This window comes from Micromonospora maritima (assembly GCF_902825405.1).
GTDB classification, from domain to species: Bacteria; Actinomycetota; Actinomycetes; order Mycobacteriales; family Micromonosporaceae; genus Micromonospora; species Micromonospora maritima.
In genome coordinates this window covers 33879-49740 of record NZ_CADEAU010000001.1, presented here as the reverse complement: position 1 = coordinate 49740, position 15862 = coordinate 33879, and the positions used below count along the sequence as shown (strand labels likewise).

The window sequence follows — 15862 nt, the reverse complement described above, 5'->3', positions numbered from 1 at the left end:
GTAGAGACCATCATTGTGTCAAGCAAGCGGTACAAGCCGGAGGTCTCCATGGGCGGAATTCCGATCACCGTGACCGTGCTGTATCTCGTCGTCGCCGCGGTCGCCCTCACCGTGGCGTGGCTGCGGGCGCGCCCGTCCCGCCGGCCGCCGGACGACCCGCGCCAGCGGGCGATCCGGCGTACGACGAGGTGGCGATGGGCCGGGGTGGCCGTCGGGGCGACGCTCGGCGTCGCGGTGGCCGCCGCCGATCCCCTCGACCTGGGCGCGCTGCTGGCTGCCCCGGTGTTCGGGATCTGCGTGCTGGTGGGTGTGCTGATCGGCGAGATCAGCGTCGCCCCGCCGGGCGGCCCGACGCGGACGGCGGCCCTGGAGGTCCGCACCGTTCGGGACTACCTGCCACGCCGGATGAGTCGGGCGGTCGCGGTCGCGGCGGTCGGGTTGCTGGCTCTGCTGGTCGTCACCTCGGCCAACAGCGGCCCCGACGATGCCGGGAATCCCGGCCGGGCCCTGGATCTGCGTTGCCCACCCACCACCGCCGAGGAGCACGGCCCGTGGCCAGGGACGTTCTACTCGGTGCCGCTGGCAGTCGTCGTGCTGCTCGGTCTGGTCGTCGCCTACGTCGTACTCCGCAACATCGTTCGGCGGCCACGGCCGGGCGGCACCCCCGACCTGATCGCCGTCGACGACGCGTCGCGGCGGCGGACCGCCCGTGCCGTGACCGGCGCCGTCGGGATCCTGGTCGGCCTACCACTGGCCGGAGTCGCCGCGACGGCGTCCTGGGCGCTGCTCTCCACCGCCTGCGGCCCCGCCTGGGGCCGGCCGGTGGGCTGGTTCCTGCTGGCCGCGTGGCCGGTGGTGATCGCCCTGACCGTCTGGTGGACCACGGCGGTCCTCGTTCCGAAGCGGGCCACCGCGGCGGGAGTCGCGTCGTGACCGACCGGCCGACCCTCACCGTCGACACCGACGACCCGACCCCGCCGTACGAGCAACTGCGCCGGCAACTCACGGACCTGATCGAGTACGGGGTGCTCGCGCCGGACGACCGCCTGCCGCCGCTGCGCCAACTCGCCGCCGACCTGGGCCTGGCGGTCGGCACCGTGGCCCGGACGTACCGTGAACTGGAGTCGGCCGGCTTGATCGTCTCGCGGCGGGGTGGGGGCACCCGGGTGGCCGCCGCCCGGGCCCGCCCACCCGCCGCCGTCCTGCACGAGCGGGCCGCCGCCTTCGTCCGCGACGCCCGGCTGCTCGGCGCGGACGACGAGCAGATCCGCGCGGCCGTCGCGGCGGCACTGGGCCCCTGACCTACCGAGCCGGGCGGACGACGAGTAGATCCATCCGCTCGGCCACCGCGGCGGCGCTGGGCCCTCGGTCCCACCTGACCGATGTCCTGGTCCGCGAGTCCACGCCACCGTCCGAACCTGCCGCTGCCATGACGGGTATCCCTCGAGTGTGGTCGGGGCGGCGAGGCGTGGGGTCAGGTCGGGAGCGCCTGAGGGTAACGGGCCGCGGGCCCCGCGTCGGCGCTGGCCAGGGCCAATCGGGCCCGCCACCACGGCGAGCACCCTGCGGGACAGTTCATGTCAGCGTGCCAGCAGCGGCCAGATCACGAAGCCCGGGGTCCGGCGAGCAGGTTGGGAGCAACAGGGTGCACTGGACGGCGTTCAACCGCACCGAATGGCAACCGACGGCGTGTCACTGCACCCACCACACCGATTCGCGGTTCATGAGCGAACTCCCCTCGCGTAGGCGACGTCGCTCGTCCGCGACGGCCTCCACGAATGCTGTCAGTATCGGCAACGGCAGGCCACACTCGGTCAGCAGAGCGTCGTCCTCATCGGCATCGGCATCGGCATCGGCGAGCAGGACCGTGACGAGAGCCGGACCCAGTTCGCCGTTCACCAGTTCGGCAAGTTCAAGTGCCGGACCGTCGTGCCGTATCGCGTCGTGGTAGGCCATGACGTGGAACTGTCGGCCGCCGTGTTCCAGCAGGAGCGTCACTGGCGGATCCTTGCACGGACAGGGGCAGCCCGCCGCCGTGCGGCCGCGGAGATTCGCGATCGGATTCCGGGACCCGTGCACCGCCGGTCGATCGAGGGACGACCGCTGGCCCGCCTGTCCTTTGTCGGCTGATCTGCGACACGCGTCCGCCAACTGATCGGCGACACCTGACGCGCTGATCGCGACCGACGAGGGCAGGCCCGCCGTCCCTATAGTGCAGGCCATGGGGATGTACGCGTCGGTCCGAGGCTGGATTGAGATCGACTTCCAGCAGCGTGTCGCCGCTGAGCAGATAATCGCGCAACACCGTCACGAGCTGTACTCGGGTGGCTGGGCATTCCCGTCGGCGCCGTTCAACTGGACGCTGTACCTGTTCTACGGTGGCGACGTCCGGCAGAGCCACCTGCAGTGGCTACGGGGCCAGGTCGAGCAGCTGGCGGTGATGTCGCCCGTCGACGACGACAACGACTTTCCGAGAGGCCTGTTCCTCGTCACGACCGACGAGCGCGAGGGAGCGGAGTGGTGGCAGATCCGCGAGGGACGCCTGGATGAGTCGCCCGCTCCGGACCTGTCCTGGCTCGGCGAGTAGGCCGCCACAGAGAGGTGCCGCGAAGCCCGCTGCCCGGGGGGCACTTGACCGCGCTGGAGTTCGGTGACTCCTTTTGCCCGGCAGGCTGCGCTGGATCACCACGACATGGCGGTGTTGCATCAGGGTTTCCGCAGACGGCGACGGCGCCCGCAGTTCGGGCCGTGACCGCGCTGCTCGCCGAGGGGCGAGCCCACCCGGACACCGTCGAATCATTTCTGGAGTTCCTCGGCGATGCGGCTACGAGCGTGAGCGACCTCGCTGACGATCTCTACTTCACCGAAATACCGCGGATCCCGTCGATGCCGTGGCTGATCCTGGCCGCGCCGGCGGAGCCACCATCGCCGGGAGGGCGCCAGTTCGCGCTCCTCGCCGCGGCGATCACCGGCGATCCGCGTCGCCGCTGACTTCGACGAGATCGCCACGGCTGCCGTCAGGGGGCCGGTCGGGGCAGTTGGGCCGGCTTCGATGACGGCTGGGGTACGTCGGTGCGGAACCGAGCCACTACGGTGCCTCTTGTATCGATGGCTGCTGGCGTGCTCGTGTGCCGAAGATGAATCTCGGGCGACGTTCCGTCAGGCAGTAGGCCGGGGGAGGCAAGAGGTGCGGGATCTCGTCATCGAGGCGCTGACCGAACTCGTTCCAGTTCGCGTCAGCCGGCAGGAACTGATGCGTGGCAGCCGTCGGCTGCGTTGGGCAGAAGCCGGCGTGGGTTGGCCGACCATCGTCCTGGTGGCTGGCTGCGGTGAGGTGGCACTGGATTGGGCGAGCATCATGCCGAAATTGGCGGAATGCTCCCGGGTCATCGCCTATGACCGGGCGGGACTCGGCGAGAGCGAGCCGGCCGTATCGCTCACCCTCGAAACCCAGATCGAGGACTTGGCGGCGTTGCTCGATGAGGTGGGCCCCGCCGTGGTGGTCGGACATAGTTGGGGAGGGTTGCTCGCCCAGTTGGTGGCCTTCAGCCACCCCCATCGGATCGCCGGTCTGGTGCTGATCGATCCGAGCCACGAGGACCTTGAGACCTGGTGGGCCACGGCGGCCGAGGTGGCGATGGCGACCGGGGTCGTGTCGCTGAAGTCGGTTGGGCTCTTCGGCAAGGCGGCCAGAGGAATGGGGCGAAGTCTGGCAGCGCGCTGCACCGATGACGATCGGCTCCGCGGCTTGATCGCTGACGCCTACGTGGCGTCGTATGCGAGTCGACAGCAGGTGCGAATGATCCGCACGGAAGCACTGCTGGCAGCCAGGAGTGCGCCAGTCGCGCGTGAGGCACGAGGTCGTTCGGTGTTGCCCGACGTGCCGGTCGTCATACTGAGCGCAGCTCGGGGAAAACCACGTAGCCTCCAGGAGCGCTCTGCTTCCCTGATGCGAGAAATCGCGGCTTCCACGCCCCGGGGGCGTCACTCCGTCGTCGACGACGCCGGGCACTATATCCACCATGATCGACCCGAGGTGGTCATCGAGGCGATCGTCGACCTCGTCGCGGTGATCCGGACCGAGTCCGAGTGAGCCCTTCCGCGCGACGTGGTGATCACGGGGTGTGACGGACCTGTCAGGGCGGCACCTGGGCAAGCCTGAGCACGTGTTCGAAGCCGCGTTTCTGCGCGGGCGAATCCACCATGGGCAGGATCAGCGCCGGTATGCCGGCGGAAACCGATCCGCCGTCGCCGGCGGGATGATCACCGACCATCAGGGTCTGGTCCGGTGCGGCGTGGAGGGCTTCGAGGGCGACGCCCCAGATCCGAGGGTCCGGTTTGACGAAGCCGACCTCGTAGGACAGGACGAACGCGTCGACATGGACCTCGAGTCCGTGCCGCGCGAAGCATGTGCGGATGTCCCAGCCGACGTTGCTGACGACGCCGATGCGGACACCGCTGTCATGCAATGCGGACAGGGTACCGACGGTGTCGGCGTACGGCTCGATCGCTTCGGCGTGTGTGTCGTGCAAGACCGATGCCAGCGCCTGGTCCACCCCGGGAATCTGTTCCAGCACGGCGAGGATCGCCCGATCCCAGACTCGCGGATCCAGATCTCGGGCGATGTGGGCCGGGTCCGTGGCCGTCTCCCGCAACAGATCCGCGAAGTCGCCAGCAACACGGTGCGCCTCGCCGGCAGCCAGTGTCCGGTCGATCGATGCCGCCGCGTTGCCCACCCAGCGCTCCGAGTTCCTGGCGAACAGAGTCCAGGCGAAGTCGAACAGTACCGTCGTCACGGGCTTGGCGGTCATCGCGTCACCCTAGATCAACACGACGAGTTCTGTGGGCCCGTCCGATAGGCGAGTGGCGATCGAATTGCTTGTGGTGGTCGTCGAAGTTGGGGCGCTGCAACTCACTTGACCGGTGTAGTCAGACCGCGATTGGGTGTCGTCGTGAGTAAACTGTGGACCGCCCCCGAGGACGATCCCAGGACTTTCGGTGAGCCCGTCGGCGAGAAGGCGACCTACCGGGAGTACCTCGGCAACTACCGTCTGACCATTGAGATGAAGTGCGACGGACTGGACGCCGAGCAGCTCGGTCGTCGCTCGGTGCCGCCCAGCACCCTGAGCTTGCTCGGCCTGGTCCGCCACTTGGCTCAGATGGAGAACCACTGGTTCCAGCGTGTGCTGCAGGGGCGGACCGACGCACCGTGCCTTTACCCCCACGAGGACGACCCAGACTGGGACTTCGGGGGCGCAGACCCCGACCCAGCGGTGGTGCAGGACGCCTTTGCGACCTGGAAGGCCGAGATCGCCAAGGCGGATGAATGGCTCGACGCCCTCGAGGAGGCCGACCTGGGCCGCGAGGTGCCGGCCGACGGTGGCAGCCACGCCACGCGCGACGTACTTGTCCACGTGATCGAGGAGTATGCGCGGCACGCGGGCCACGCCGACCTCCTGCGCGAGTGCATCGATGGGCGAACCGGCCTGTGAACCACCGGCACGGTGGGTCAGCCGGGGACCGCCGTCAGGAGCCGGCTTCACCGTGAGGATCGGCGGTGATGCAGAGCCGGGGCATCGCATGCTCGGAGGCCATCTGGCGCCTGCGTCGGAGAGGCGGACGCCCGGCTGCCCCGGACAGCAGCGGCGACCAGGACGCGTCTCACTCCGCGCGGGACGCCGGCTGGCCACCAGCGGGCGGAACGTCTTCCCCTAGCCTGGTCACGTGCCTGAGCGGTGGTCCGTCCTGACGGAGTCCGAGGTGCTGTCGTACGCCGGCGCGCAAGCGCACGTGCTGCCAGCCGGCGATGTCAGCTACGTGGTCGGGCCGTCGGCGACGCTGGTCGTCGTTCGTGCCGGGGACCGGCCCGACGGCAGCGCGGTGCGGAACTTCGACGACCTGACGCTGCACGAGCCCTTCCCCGAAGGTGTGGAAGCGCGGTTGGTCGACTCCGAACCTCCGAAGCTCGGATTCGTCCGCCTTCCGGAGGGATTCATGCCGCTGGGCAGACTGCGGCAGGCGGTCAGCCGCCACGCCCCGGGCGCCCTGGCAGAGGACAGCCCGTTTCCGTACCGCCTGCCCGGCAGGCTCACCCTCTGCCGGCTGCACCTCGCCGACCGTCTGCCGTTTCACGTTCTCGACCGGGTGCGGCCCACACCTCAGTATCCGCTTGCCGGCCTCGACTGGCTCCGGACCCTGCCCCACGACCGTGTCGCCGCGATGCGGGAGTTCGTGGCCGGTTGGTATGCCGACCTCCCACGAGGCGACGACGCGCCCGCCGACGTGGACCGCCCTCTTCCCGGACCGCTGCTTGCCTTCTACCGGGCGGCTGCCGGCCGTGCAGAGGTGTACGGGTTGCACAACCAGCTTTACACCGCCGACGAGCTGGAGGACAAGGACGACGGGCTGGTGGAGTTCGGGGCGGAGAACCAGGGCGTCTTCGGGATGTTGCTGGATCCGACCGAGGCAGACCCGACAGTGCGGTACCGCGGGCTTCACGCGGACCACGAGCGAGAGCCCTTGAGTGCCTTTCTGCTGCAGTTCCTACTTGGCGAGGCGTCGTACAGCAGTCCCTTCGGCGGCTTTGCCACCGTTGCTGGCGAGCAGGCGCGCCGGCTGGTCGAACCGCTGCATCAGGTACCTCTGCGACCCCTGCGATGGCCGGGCGACCCCACCCGGCACTACGTGGCACCCGGCCTCGTCGTCACGACCGCAGCCTCCCCCGACGGCTCGCTGGAGGTGTACGCCGGCAGCCGGCACCGGGTGGCGCTCCGCCCGCTGCGCGATCCGGATTTCACCTGGGAACGCTTCGACGGCTAGCCTCGCCCACACTCCCGCCCAAGAGGTCGCTGCCCACGGTCCACGCGGCCAGCACCATCGACGTGCCCGAAGCTGAGGCGGCAGAGAAGCGAGAGTGATGACAAGATCGGCATGTCGCTCGATGCTGCCTCCTGCAGCCGAGCAAACCTCCGGGAGGTCTCGTGTCGGGCGCGCTGAACTGGCTGGCGGGTCTGGGCTGCCTCGGATTCGGTGTGCTGTTGGCGCTGCACGGGTTGCGGCGTCTGCGGGCAGAGCGACGCCAGGGCCAGCAGCCGCTGCGCAGTGAGCTGATCAGCGGGCGCGAGTTTGTCTGGGAAGGGCTCGCCGCGGCCCTGTTGGGGACCGCCAACATGCTCGGAAAGCCCTGGACGCTCCTGTCCATTCCGGCCGTGATCGTATTCGCCGTGCTCGGCGTGCGCATCTTCCTGCGCTTGATCCGTGAACGGCGGAGCACTGGCTGAACAAGCGGTCCGTTGGACATGACCAAGGCAAGGGAGACCTCTCTGTTGTCCTCGGTCTGTCACGTGGAGGGGCCGTGAGATCCACAGGCCCGCGTTAGCATGTGGACACGCGGGGGGACGATCGATGGCAGAGCAGGCTCAGGGCTGGTATCAGTGCCCCTCGGAGCTGCCGCTGGAGCGGTACTTCGATGGCCGCTGCTGGACCGATCGCACTCGTGTGGCTCGCCGAGCCGGCCATGCGGGATGGCATTCGGTCGCGGCAGCCTTCCAGAAAATGGACAGGGACCGGACGGCCGGTGAACCCGGCCGAGTGCCGCGTCAGACCTCGGGAACGAGGCTCTACGTACCGGTTCGGGCCGGCGAACCTCCGCCTGCGCTGACGGCGGGCGAGGACGAGGCGCACGGCGCTGGTTTCCTCGCCTCCCGGGTCCGGGCCACGAACGTGGTCGCCCAGGTCCTGCTGGTGTCCGCCGTGGCTGCCTGTTCCTTGCTGGTCTCGGCGATGGTCGCCTACCTCGTGGCTGTCAGCATGCGCCCGACCTGGGGGCTGCTGGTGCTGGCGGCATGGCCGGCTGCTGCCGTCCTACAGTTCGCGTGGTGGAAGCTCGGGGAGTGGGACTGGCTGCCGGAGAGCCGCCTCCCGACGGAGCGTGAAGATGCCGTCCTTCGGCCGGCGTGGGCCCTCGTGGCGGCGCGCGCAGCCAAGGATCTGCGGCGTTGTCAGGTCCGGATCGCCGATGACGACGGTATCGATGCCTACTCGCGGCCGGGTCGCATGGTCGTCGTCACCCGGGGGGCGCTGGAGCAGCTCCCTCAGTCGGAACTGGCGGCTCTGCTGGGGCGGGGTGTCGGCTTCCATCTCACCGGTCAAGTGCGACTGCGAATGCTCCGATCGATGCTGCGGCTCCCCTGCACAGCGGCGATCGCCCTGTTTCACGCAGCCGGATGGGTCGAGCGCGCGATCGTCAACACAGTCAATGTTGTCTGGAAGATCATTGCGGGGGAGGGCGACGGGTTCGAATTCATCGACTTTGTCTTCCGGGGCATTGTCTCGTTTGCTCGCATCATTTTCTACGGGACGTTGTTCCTCTTTCTCGGCCCTCCGCTCCTGGTGGCACTCGTCGGCCGGAAGGCGGCCGATCTCGCCGAACAGAGCAGCGCGTACCAGGCCGACAGGGCGGTTGCCACGATGGGAATGGGCGAGGACCTCTTGTCCATCCTCCGCCGGGCGGGCGACGCGGGTCAGCCTCGCTACGATCGTCTCGTCATGCAGGTGGCGGGGCCCACGGTCGACGTCGAACCGCGTTTCGAGCAGGAGGGGGACGGGGGTGTCCCTCTTGAGGGGCCGGTCGGCGGGCTCCGCGGCGAACTGCTCGCCTGCCTGAACCGGGTGCGGGATCGTCAGCTGCTGAGCGACGTCGACTACGTACGCATCGGCGCTTCACTTCGTGACCGGCCCGACGATCGGCTGAACGCGGCTCTGTACAAGTTGATGCAGCAGGGATCGGCCGCGTACTGCCACCCGTCCGGCCAACGCGACCTCGAGCCGCGCGTCGCCCACCACCGGCTCGCGCGCGGCGAAGTCCTGCTCGGCCGGGTGGCAGGGGATCCTCACAACATCGCAGCCATGCCCGATTCGCCCTTCGTGCTGGACGTCTCCATGCTGCGCACCAGCATGCTGGTGGTCGGGCCGCCGGGAGCGGGTAAGACGCGAAGCGTCGCCACACCGATCGTGGAACATCTCGCACTGCAGGCACTGGCCGGCCAGGCCTCCGTGGTCGTCATCGACCCCAAGGGCGACGACTTCGGCCAGCCCGGTCACTTCGACGTCGACATCGACCTGTCGAACCCCGACGGGTCATTCAGCTTCGACCTGTACGGCGGCGCCGCCGACCCCGAGGAAGCGGCAGACCGACTCGCGGCAGCGCTCCTGCCCGTCGGGGTCAGCGCCGACAAGACCTACTTCATGGACGCGTCGAAGAACTCGTTGTACTGGGCGCTCGCGTGCTTCCACGCCGCACACGACGAGTACCCGACGGTCCGCCAGCTCCTCGACGTGCTCGCCGGCGCCGAGACCGCCCATCAGTCGCTGCGGGACAGGCTGAAGAACAAGGGCCGCGTACGGGACTTCGAAGCTCTGCTCGCCGCGCTGCGCCGGCAACACTCTCGCCGGGAGGACCCGGCCGCCTCCATGGTCGAGCGGCTCACCCTCCTCGATCGGCCCAGCCTCACGCAGATGCTCGACGGTAGGAAGAAGCGCTTCGCCATGCGGGACATCAACCGCCCCTTGCGGGTCCGCATCGCGCTCGCCGAGGGAACCCTGCCGGAGGCGTCCCGGATCCTCGCCCGACTCGCCGTCGCCCAGTTCGTGCAGGCCTGCTCCGCGCCATCGGCGAACAAGTCCATCTTCAAGGGCCTCGTCATCGACGAAGCCGGCCGCTACGTCGACGAGTACGTCGCCCACGGCGTGCAACGACTCCGATCACGCAACGCCGGCCTGGTCATGCTCACGCAGTCGCTCAGTGACCTCCAACCGGACATCCGACCCAGCCTGTTCGCCGCCACCGGCTGCAAGGCCGTCTTCGCGGGCGGCAACCCCACCGACGCCGCCTACCTCGCGGACTACTGGGGAACCGAATGGGTGGACGAGGTGACCGTCCACACCGGTTCGGGCAGCACCGGGTCCACCACGACAAGCGAAGCCTCGTACGCCTCGAGCCAGAGCACAGGCACCAGCTCCATGTCGTCCGGGGGCGCCACCAGCAGCAGTTCGTCCACGGAAACCGTCAGCCACCCGGGCCGCCAACACGGACAGAGCCAGAGCCGCCAGTACGGGCGAACCGTCCGCTCGGTCGAACGTCCCATCTGGTCGGCATCCGACCTTCTCAACGGCATACCGACCGGCCACGCCGTCATCAGCCTGGCCCGACCCGACGGCGAACGCACCCCGCCGACCCTGGTCAGCCTCCGCGCCTGATCTGCCTCCCCTTGCTGAGCGTGTCTCAGGCTGAGACCCGCCTGTGCTGGATCGCAGATCGGCCCGGGGTCCCTGAATCGGGAGCAGCGACAGCGGCTAGGCCTGCCCAAAAGTGATAAAAGGCTTCGCCGCTGCCGCTGGCGCGCCCCTGCCGACGGGTAGCGAATCCGCCGCTTCCAAGGAGGGGCTTACGCACCGCCCAGGCTAGCACGCGACCCCATCGACGGGTTATGATGAGGGTTCAATAAACCGAGCTGGCATTCGCTGGTTCGGCTTGCTGTACCCACCGAGAGTGGGTGGCAGCGAGTCGGACTAGCGATCCGTTCGCTGCTGCTCGCTCTCCCTTCTTATTGGAGGAAGAGTGCCCAAAAGTGAACGGGTCCGGGAATCGGTCTTGCGTAACCAAGATTGGTTCCACAAGGTCCTCGTCAAGCTGGAGAGGGACTTCCGGGTGATCGGAAGGATCTGTGTTCACACGACCTTCATCGTCACCCAGATCTCCCTTCTGGCCGGCGCGATCCGACTGGCAGTCGCCGGGATGGAATCGCTGCTGTAGGGGATCTGCCTGCCAGCTCCCGATAGGCCTCCCTCGGGGGGCCTATCGGCCTTTTCGGGGAGGCCCGGGTCGGCGTCCGAAAGTCTCGTGAAGCGCCAGCCGACCGAGCCGCGTCGGTCGCCGAGGCTACGGTGGCGCTGTGCCGCGTATTGAGCTGACCACTGACGTTCGGGCAGCCCCGGAGACCGTCTTCGACGCCTGCCTCGACGTCGGTACGCATACCGAGTCCATGGGGAGCGCCGCCGAACGGGCGGTCGGCGGCATGACGACGGGCCGGTTGACGGCCGGTGATGCCGTCACCTGGGAAGCCCGGCACTTCGGCCTTCCCTGGCGGATGACCGTGCGGATCACCGACTACCGGCGGCCGTACGGCTTCACCGACGAGCAGATCAGCGGCCCGTTCGGCCGATGGCACCACGAGCACAGCTTCGCGCCGGATCCGGCTGGCTCCTCGGCCACCCGCATGCGTGATGTCATCGACTTCACCGCGCCGATGGGTCCCCTCGGTGGCCTGGTGGCCATCCTCGTCCTGCGGCCGTATCTGCGCCGCCTGATCGCACGCCGCAACGCCTATCTCGCCGCCACCCTGGCAGAGCCCAGGCGTGGGGAGTGGGCACGAGATCCGCGCCAAGAAGAATGACCGGGCCTGGTACCGATGGTGCGTCGGGTGTCGGCCCTGGTCGGGGTTCGGTGCTCCGAGAGAACGCAACGGCGTTCCGCCGTCGTGGGCCGATGGCCGGCTACCGTCCGGGGTTTCGGACGCTAGCCTTCGAGCCGTGAGATTCGCTGCCGGGCCACCGAGCCGTTGGGTTGTCGAGCTGCATTCCGGGACGACCATCGAACTGGCGGCCGACGGGTACAGCAAGGCCGACGGTGATCTCCTGTTCTCCGTCCTGGCGGACGCCACGATCGCCGAGCAGGCCGAGGTGCGGGTGCTCGGGCGAGCGCCGGCCGACCCCGAGCGGGTGATCGTTCTCGTCGCGCGCATCCCAGAACGGGAGGTTGCCGGTCTGCACGGCGGCGAGCCCTGGCCGACCGTGTGAGGGTCGGGTCTTCGAAGGCCTCTCGGGAGGGTGGTGCCGTGGTGAGCGAGAAGCTGCCGGGAATCGTGCTGGTCGACGACCTGCGCTCGTTCGTCGACGGCCGGGTGGCACACGTGGCCCGTACGAGCAGTGCCGGCATCGCGGCGCTGGAGTCCTACCGCGGACGGCGACTGGACGAGCTGTGGCTGGATCACGACCTCGGTGAGGACGACACGATCTGGCCGGTCGTCGAGGTGTTGGAGCGGGCCGCGTTCGAGAGGCGCCCGTTCGACGTCGGCGTGGTCTACGTCCACTCCGCGAATCCCGCCGGCGCGGAGAAGGTCATGCAGGCGTTGCGTCGGTGGGGATACCACGTGCGCTCGGCGGTCGGGTCACCGCATGTCGGCTACCTGGCCGGGGCCGAGTAGCGATACCGGGAAGCCGGCCACCGGCCGGGTCAGGCCGGCGGATCGTCCCGGAAGAGGTCGCCCTTCACGCCTCGGCCGCCCCAGCGGGTGGCGACGAGTCCGGGACGAGGGCGGGTCGGCTCGGGCAGCCAGCGGTGTCGCCGGGTGTCGGGCGCGGGGCGGTCCCAGTCGGCGATCAGCGCGAAGGGATCGCCGGCCTGCCCCGGCTCATCGTCACACCGCTCCCGGACGACCATCGCGGGAAGGAAGCGCAGGTCCTGCGCCATCCCGCAGTCGTCCGTACGCGAGGCGACCACCGCGCCGCAGCCCTGGCACGCGACGCAGGGGACCCATCCCACCAGGGACCAGCAGCCCGTCTGGACGAGGTCATGGACGAAGCGGGTTCCGCGTACGTCGCCGGGGGAGAGGACGAAGGTGCCGGTGACCTGGTCACGGCCGTAGGCGGCCTCGTCGATCGCGTACGAGCCGGGGTCGAGGAGCGGCGGGTTCACGTGGTGGCAGTCCAGGAGCGACCGGGGCGGTCCCGCCGGCAGGTCCACCAACCGGACCGGGACGCTCAGTGTGTTCCCGCAGTTGGCACACCGGAAGCGCTCCACCGCCGCAGTGTCGCATCCGTATCTGCCGCGACGCGTCGGGTGGCGGACCTACCCGAGCAGTGTCGCCGCCAGGGCGAGGGTGGCCAGTGACAGCGTCGTGGTGACCACCACCGCCCGGCTTGCCAACTCCTCGCCGACGCCGTACTCCTGGGCGAAGATGAACGTGTTCTGCGCCGTCGGCAGGCCCGCGCACACCACTGCGGCCAGCAACTGCGGCGCGGACAGGTGCAGGGCCAGTCCGGCCGCGTACGCGATGATCGGCTGTGCGACGAGCTTCAGCGCGGTGATCACGGCCAGCTCGGCGGGCTCGGCCCGCTCGGCCGGTGACGGGCCCGTGCGGTGCAGGGACGCGCCGAGCGCGACCAGGGCGGCCGGGACCGCGGCGCCCGCCAGCAGGGTGAGTGACGCGTCGGCCGCGGCCGGCAGGCGCAGGCCGGCAGCCGAGCACGCGAGACCGAGGAGCGACGCCAGGATCACCGGGTTGCGCACCGGCAGGGAGGCGATCCGGCGGACCCGGATCCGCCCTGCCGGGTCGGCGTGCCGGTCCAGGGCGACCAGGATCACCGGCGTCACCACCAGCACCTGGAACAGCACCACCTCCGCCAGGAACGACACGTTGCCCAGAACCTGCGTGGCGATCGGGATGCCGAGGTTCGCCGAGTTCACGTACCCGGCGGCCATGCCCCGGATCGGCCGTTCGCCGGGCGCGCGACCGGACAGCCGGCCCGCACCCGCCCAGCCGATCCCGACGACCACGGCCGTGCTCAGCCCGAAGGCGAGCAGCGGGCGGCCGTCGAACCCGGAGAGCGGCATGCGGGACAGGGTGAGGAACAGGGCGGCCGGCATCGCCAGGTGGAACACGAACCGGCCGAGCACGGACGCCGCCGCCTCGCCGAGCAGACCCCGACGACAGGCCGCGTAGCCGACCGCGGTGAGGACCCAGATCGGTACGAACGCCGACACCAGGCTCATGCGGTGGTCACCGGCGGGCGGCAGTCGCGCGGGCCCGGGCACCGGCGGGCGTACGGGTCGAGGAACCAGGCGACAGTCTCCACCCGGGCGAGGATGTCATCGACCGGCCGACCGGCGCGTGGCCGGGGCCCCGACGAGGTGTCATGATCGGCGGCGATGAGCGGCGACGAAGCGTCCGGATCCGGCCTCCACGAGGCACGGCGACACCACCTGACGGAGGTGAACGGGGTCCTGCGTCGGCCCGGCATGTACGGCCGGGACGAGATGGCCGAACGGCTTCTGCTGGAGGCGATGGCGGCCGTGGACGGTTGCCTGGAGCGATGGTGGGCGGAGTGCGACGGACTCCGCGATCGCGACGCGTTCACTCCGACGGGTGTCCGGGGCGCCTACAGCGCTGTCCTTCCGGCGGATGCCCTGCGTGACGCCACGGCCTCGGTGTACGCGGAGATCGCCGACCGCCTCGGCTGGCTCGAACTGGACCGGGCGTTGTCCGAGGCCGAGTTCCGGCGGTTGGGTACGGAGGTCGGCGACTGGGTGACGCGGGACCGGACGTTGTCCGAGGTCGTCGAGGCGTTCGGCCCGCCGTCGCTGTGGATCGGCGGAGCCAACCCCTTCTTTCCCAAGACGCTCGTCTACACCACGGCCGATCCCGCCCACGGGCTGATCTGCTTCCACCTGTGGAACGCCTTCGCGGAGATCCCCAGCAGCGAGGGGCTCAAAGGCGTACACCCCGAACCGGTGCTCCTCGCCGTCCGTCACCGGTCCGGCAGCTTCCCCGACTCGTTCTCGTTCACCCCGGAGGGCCGGCACCGCAGGCCGACCGCCGACCAGTTGGGCCGACTCCGGCCGACCGTCTGGGTCTTCCACGGTGACCGCGCCCGATACGCCTCCGGGGTGTTCGAGACCCTCGATTCGGGACTCGCGTGGGCGGGCGGGCACCGGCTGACCGGAACCCTGGCCGAGTATGCCGTCGGGGGCGCCTACGACATCGCCGTCGACGAGGACCGCTTCACGCCGTCGCAACCGCACCACGGCACCGCGGAGCATGTGGCCGCCTTCGGCCCGGGACTGCGTCACGTGCACCTGACCGACGGCCGTCGCGACTGACCGGCTACGTCTCAGGGGTTCCGGTCTGGGCGCCGTGCGCGCAGGAACGCCGTGGCCGCCGTGCGCCGCGTCGGCGTGCCGGCGGCCGCCAGGGCGGTCATGCGCGCGTCGAGGCGCTCGCGCTCGTCGTCGGTGAGCGCGGCGGCAATGGCTTCGCCGTACGTCGGGGCCAGGGGGTTGGGGGCGGTGCGCTTGAGCGCCTCCCAGTCGCTGATCGGCTCGGCGGGTGCGTCGAGCCGGGCGCGGTAGTCCAGTTCGATCGCCTCGAACCCTGAGGCCTCCGCCCACGCCACGAGGTCGCGCTCGTCGAAGTCGACCATCGGCCGCTCGGCCGTTTCGGTTCGGGCCCGGTAGACGTCGCTGACCTTGGCCACCAGGTCGTCGACCGGTGTGCCACCCCAGCCGAACAGATCGTCGGGGCGGTGCCGCAGCGCGAAGCTGTTGATCGGTTCGAAGAGGGAGAGCCTTCCGCCCGGGCGGAGCACGCGGATGAACTCCGCGAACGCGGTGGCCTTGCGGTCGGAGTAGATGAGGACCGACCGGGTGGTGACGACGTCGACGGCGGCATCGGCGACGCCGGCGAGGTCCTCGGCCGGCGCCTGGACGAAGCTGCATCGCTCATCGCCGTCGGCGGTCCGTCGGCACTGGTCGAGCAGGTCCGGCGAGACGTCGCTGAAGATGACCCGGCCGTCCGGACCGAGACGGTCGAGCGCGCCGAACCCGATCAGCCCGGTCCCGCATCCGACGTCGAGGAGGACGTCGCCGGGCTTCAGATCGGCTCGGTCGAGAACCCCGTCGCGGAACCAGGTCAGGTCTGTGGCGTGCCGGGCGCGCAGACCGGCGTCACCGCCGTCTCGGCGCGCCAGCAGCCACCGGGCCCACCTGTCGGTCGTCATCGGGTCACGATAGTGCCGGACCGGGCGT

General features: G+C 69.8%; 18 protein-coding genes. 13 read left to right on the top strand and 5 right to left on the bottom strand.

Features of this window, described 5'->3' with window-relative positions; all coding sequences use genetic code 11:
- Nucleotides 1-48 precede the first annotated feature (48 nt).
- Together HUW36_RS00355 and HUW36_RS00350 are read left to right on the top strand one after the other, a co-directional pair.
- Nucleotides 49-933: a hypothetical protein gene (locus HUW36_RS00355; RefSeq protein WP_174526206.1), complete on the top strand. Its 885-nt coding sequence runs from the start codon at nucleotides 49-51 to the stop codon at nucleotides 931-933.
- Nucleotides 930-1301 (top strand): GntR family transcriptional regulator, encoded by a 372-nt coding sequence (locus tag HUW36_RS00350; RefSeq protein WP_174526205.1) that lies wholly within the window; start codon nucleotides 930-932, stop codon nucleotides 1299-1301. Before HUW36_RS00355 ends, HUW36_RS00350 begins: the two co-directional genes overlap by 4 nt.
- A gap of 391 nt (nucleotides 1302-1692) precedes the next feature.
- Here the strand turns inward: HUW36_RS00350 and HUW36_RS00345 are convergent, their stop codons facing one another.
- Complete coding sequence (locus HUW36_RS00345; protein ID WP_174526204.1) at nucleotides 1693-1998, bottom strand: hypothetical protein; 306 nt, start codon at nucleotides 1996-1998, stop codon at nucleotides 1693-1695.
- A 223-nt stretch (nucleotides 1999-2221) separates the two neighbouring features.
- Here HUW36_RS00345 and HUW36_RS00340 point away from each other — a divergent pair, with 223 nt between their 5' ends.
- The 3 genes from HUW36_RS00340 to HUW36_RS00330 all read left to right on the top strand — a co-directional run bounded on the left by HUW36_RS00340 (nucleotide 2222) and on the right by HUW36_RS00330 (nucleotide 4093).
- Nucleotides 2222-2587: a hypothetical protein gene (locus tag HUW36_RS00340; protein ID WP_174526203.1), complete on the top strand. Its 366-nt coding sequence runs from the start codon at nucleotides 2222-2224 to the stop codon at nucleotides 2585-2587.
- A gap of 161 nt (nucleotides 2588-2748) precedes the next feature.
- The gene (locus HUW36_RS00335) at nucleotides 2749-2991 is read left to right on the top strand and encodes a hypothetical protein (protein WP_174526202.1); all 243 of its coding nucleotides are present in this window, start codon (nucleotides 2749-2751) and stop codon (nucleotides 2989-2991) included.
- 196 nt (nucleotides 2992-3187) lie between these two features.
- Nucleotides 3188-4093, top strand: a complete 906-nt coding sequence (locus tag HUW36_RS00330) for an alpha/beta fold hydrolase (RefSeq protein ID WP_174526201.1) — start codon at nucleotides 3188-3190, stop codon at nucleotides 4091-4093.
- Nucleotides 4094-4136: 43 nt separating this feature from the next.
- On the opposite strand, the gene HUW36_RS00325 is transcribed toward HUW36_RS00330, so the two are convergent.
- Nucleotides 4137-4811, bottom strand: coding sequence for an HAD family hydrolase (locus tag HUW36_RS00325; RefSeq protein WP_174526200.1), 675 nt, complete (start codon nucleotides 4809-4811; stop codon nucleotides 4137-4139).
- 141 nt (nucleotides 4812-4952) lie between these two features.
- Here HUW36_RS00325 and HUW36_RS00320 point away from each other — a divergent pair, with 141 nt between their 5' ends.
- The 7 genes from HUW36_RS00320 (at nucleotide 4953) to HUW36_RS00290 (ending at nucleotide 12263) form a co-directional block, all read left to right on the top strand.
- Complete coding sequence (locus HUW36_RS00320) at nucleotides 4953-5492, top strand: DinB family protein (RefSeq protein ID WP_246247744.1); 540 nt, start codon at nucleotides 4953-4955, stop codon at nucleotides 5490-5492.
- Nucleotides 5493-5724: 232 nt separating this feature from the next.
- Nucleotides 5725-6819, top strand: coding sequence for a hypothetical protein (locus HUW36_RS00315; protein WP_174526199.1), 1095 nt, complete (start codon nucleotides 5725-5727; stop codon nucleotides 6817-6819).
- Nucleotides 6820-6980: 161 nt separating this feature from the next.
- On the top strand, nucleotides 6981-7280 hold the full coding sequence (locus HUW36_RS00310; RefSeq protein WP_174526198.1) for a hypothetical protein: 300 nt from the start codon (nucleotides 6981-6983) through the stop codon (nucleotides 7278-7280).
- A gap of 124 nt (nucleotides 7281-7404) precedes the next feature.
- The gene (locus tag HUW36_RS00305) at nucleotides 7405-10257 is read left to right on the top strand and encodes a DUF2510 domain-containing protein (RefSeq protein WP_174526197.1); all 2853 of its coding nucleotides are present in this window, start codon (nucleotides 7405-7407) and stop codon (nucleotides 10255-10257) included.
- A gap of 695 nt (nucleotides 10258-10952) precedes the next feature.
- Nucleotides 10953-11453: an SRPBCC family protein gene (locus HUW36_RS00300; RefSeq protein WP_174526196.1), complete on the top strand. Its 501-nt coding sequence runs from the start codon at nucleotides 10953-10955 to the stop codon at nucleotides 11451-11453.
- 136 nt (nucleotides 11454-11589) lie between these two features.
- Entirely contained in the window at nucleotides 11590-11856 is a 267-nt protein-coding gene (locus HUW36_RS00295) for a hypothetical protein (protein ID WP_174526195.1), read from the top strand.
- Between the two features lie 41 nt (nucleotides 11857-11897).
- Nucleotides 11898-12263, top strand: coding sequence for a cyclic-phosphate processing receiver domain-containing protein (locus HUW36_RS00290; RefSeq protein ID WP_425487211.1), 366 nt, complete (start codon nucleotides 11898-11900; stop codon nucleotides 12261-12263).
- 29 nt (nucleotides 12264-12292) lie between these two features.
- Here the strand turns inward: HUW36_RS00290 and HUW36_RS00285 are convergent, their stop codons facing one another.
- Complete coding sequence (locus HUW36_RS00285) at nucleotides 12293-12859, bottom strand: hypothetical protein (RefSeq protein WP_174526193.1); 567 nt, start codon at nucleotides 12857-12859, stop codon at nucleotides 12293-12295.
- Nucleotides 12860-12907: 48 nt separating this feature from the next.
- Complete coding sequence (locus tag HUW36_RS00280; protein ID WP_174526192.1) at nucleotides 12908-13831, bottom strand: AEC family transporter; 924 nt, start codon at nucleotides 13829-13831, stop codon at nucleotides 12908-12910.
- 156 nt (nucleotides 13832-13987) lie between these two features.
- Here HUW36_RS00280 and HUW36_RS00275 point away from each other — a divergent pair, with 156 nt between their 5' ends.
- Nucleotides 13988-14938: a DUF7710 domain-containing protein gene (locus HUW36_RS00275; protein ID WP_174526191.1), complete on the top strand. Its 951-nt coding sequence runs from the start codon at nucleotides 13988-13990 to the stop codon at nucleotides 14936-14938.
- 11 nt (nucleotides 14939-14949) lie between these two features.
- Here the strand turns inward: HUW36_RS00275 and HUW36_RS00270 are convergent, their stop codons facing one another.
- Nucleotides 14950-15834: a class I SAM-dependent methyltransferase gene (locus HUW36_RS00270; RefSeq protein ID WP_174526190.1), complete on the bottom strand. Its 885-nt coding sequence runs from the start codon at nucleotides 15832-15834 to the stop codon at nucleotides 14950-14952.
- Nucleotides 15835-15862 lie beyond the last annotated feature (28 nt).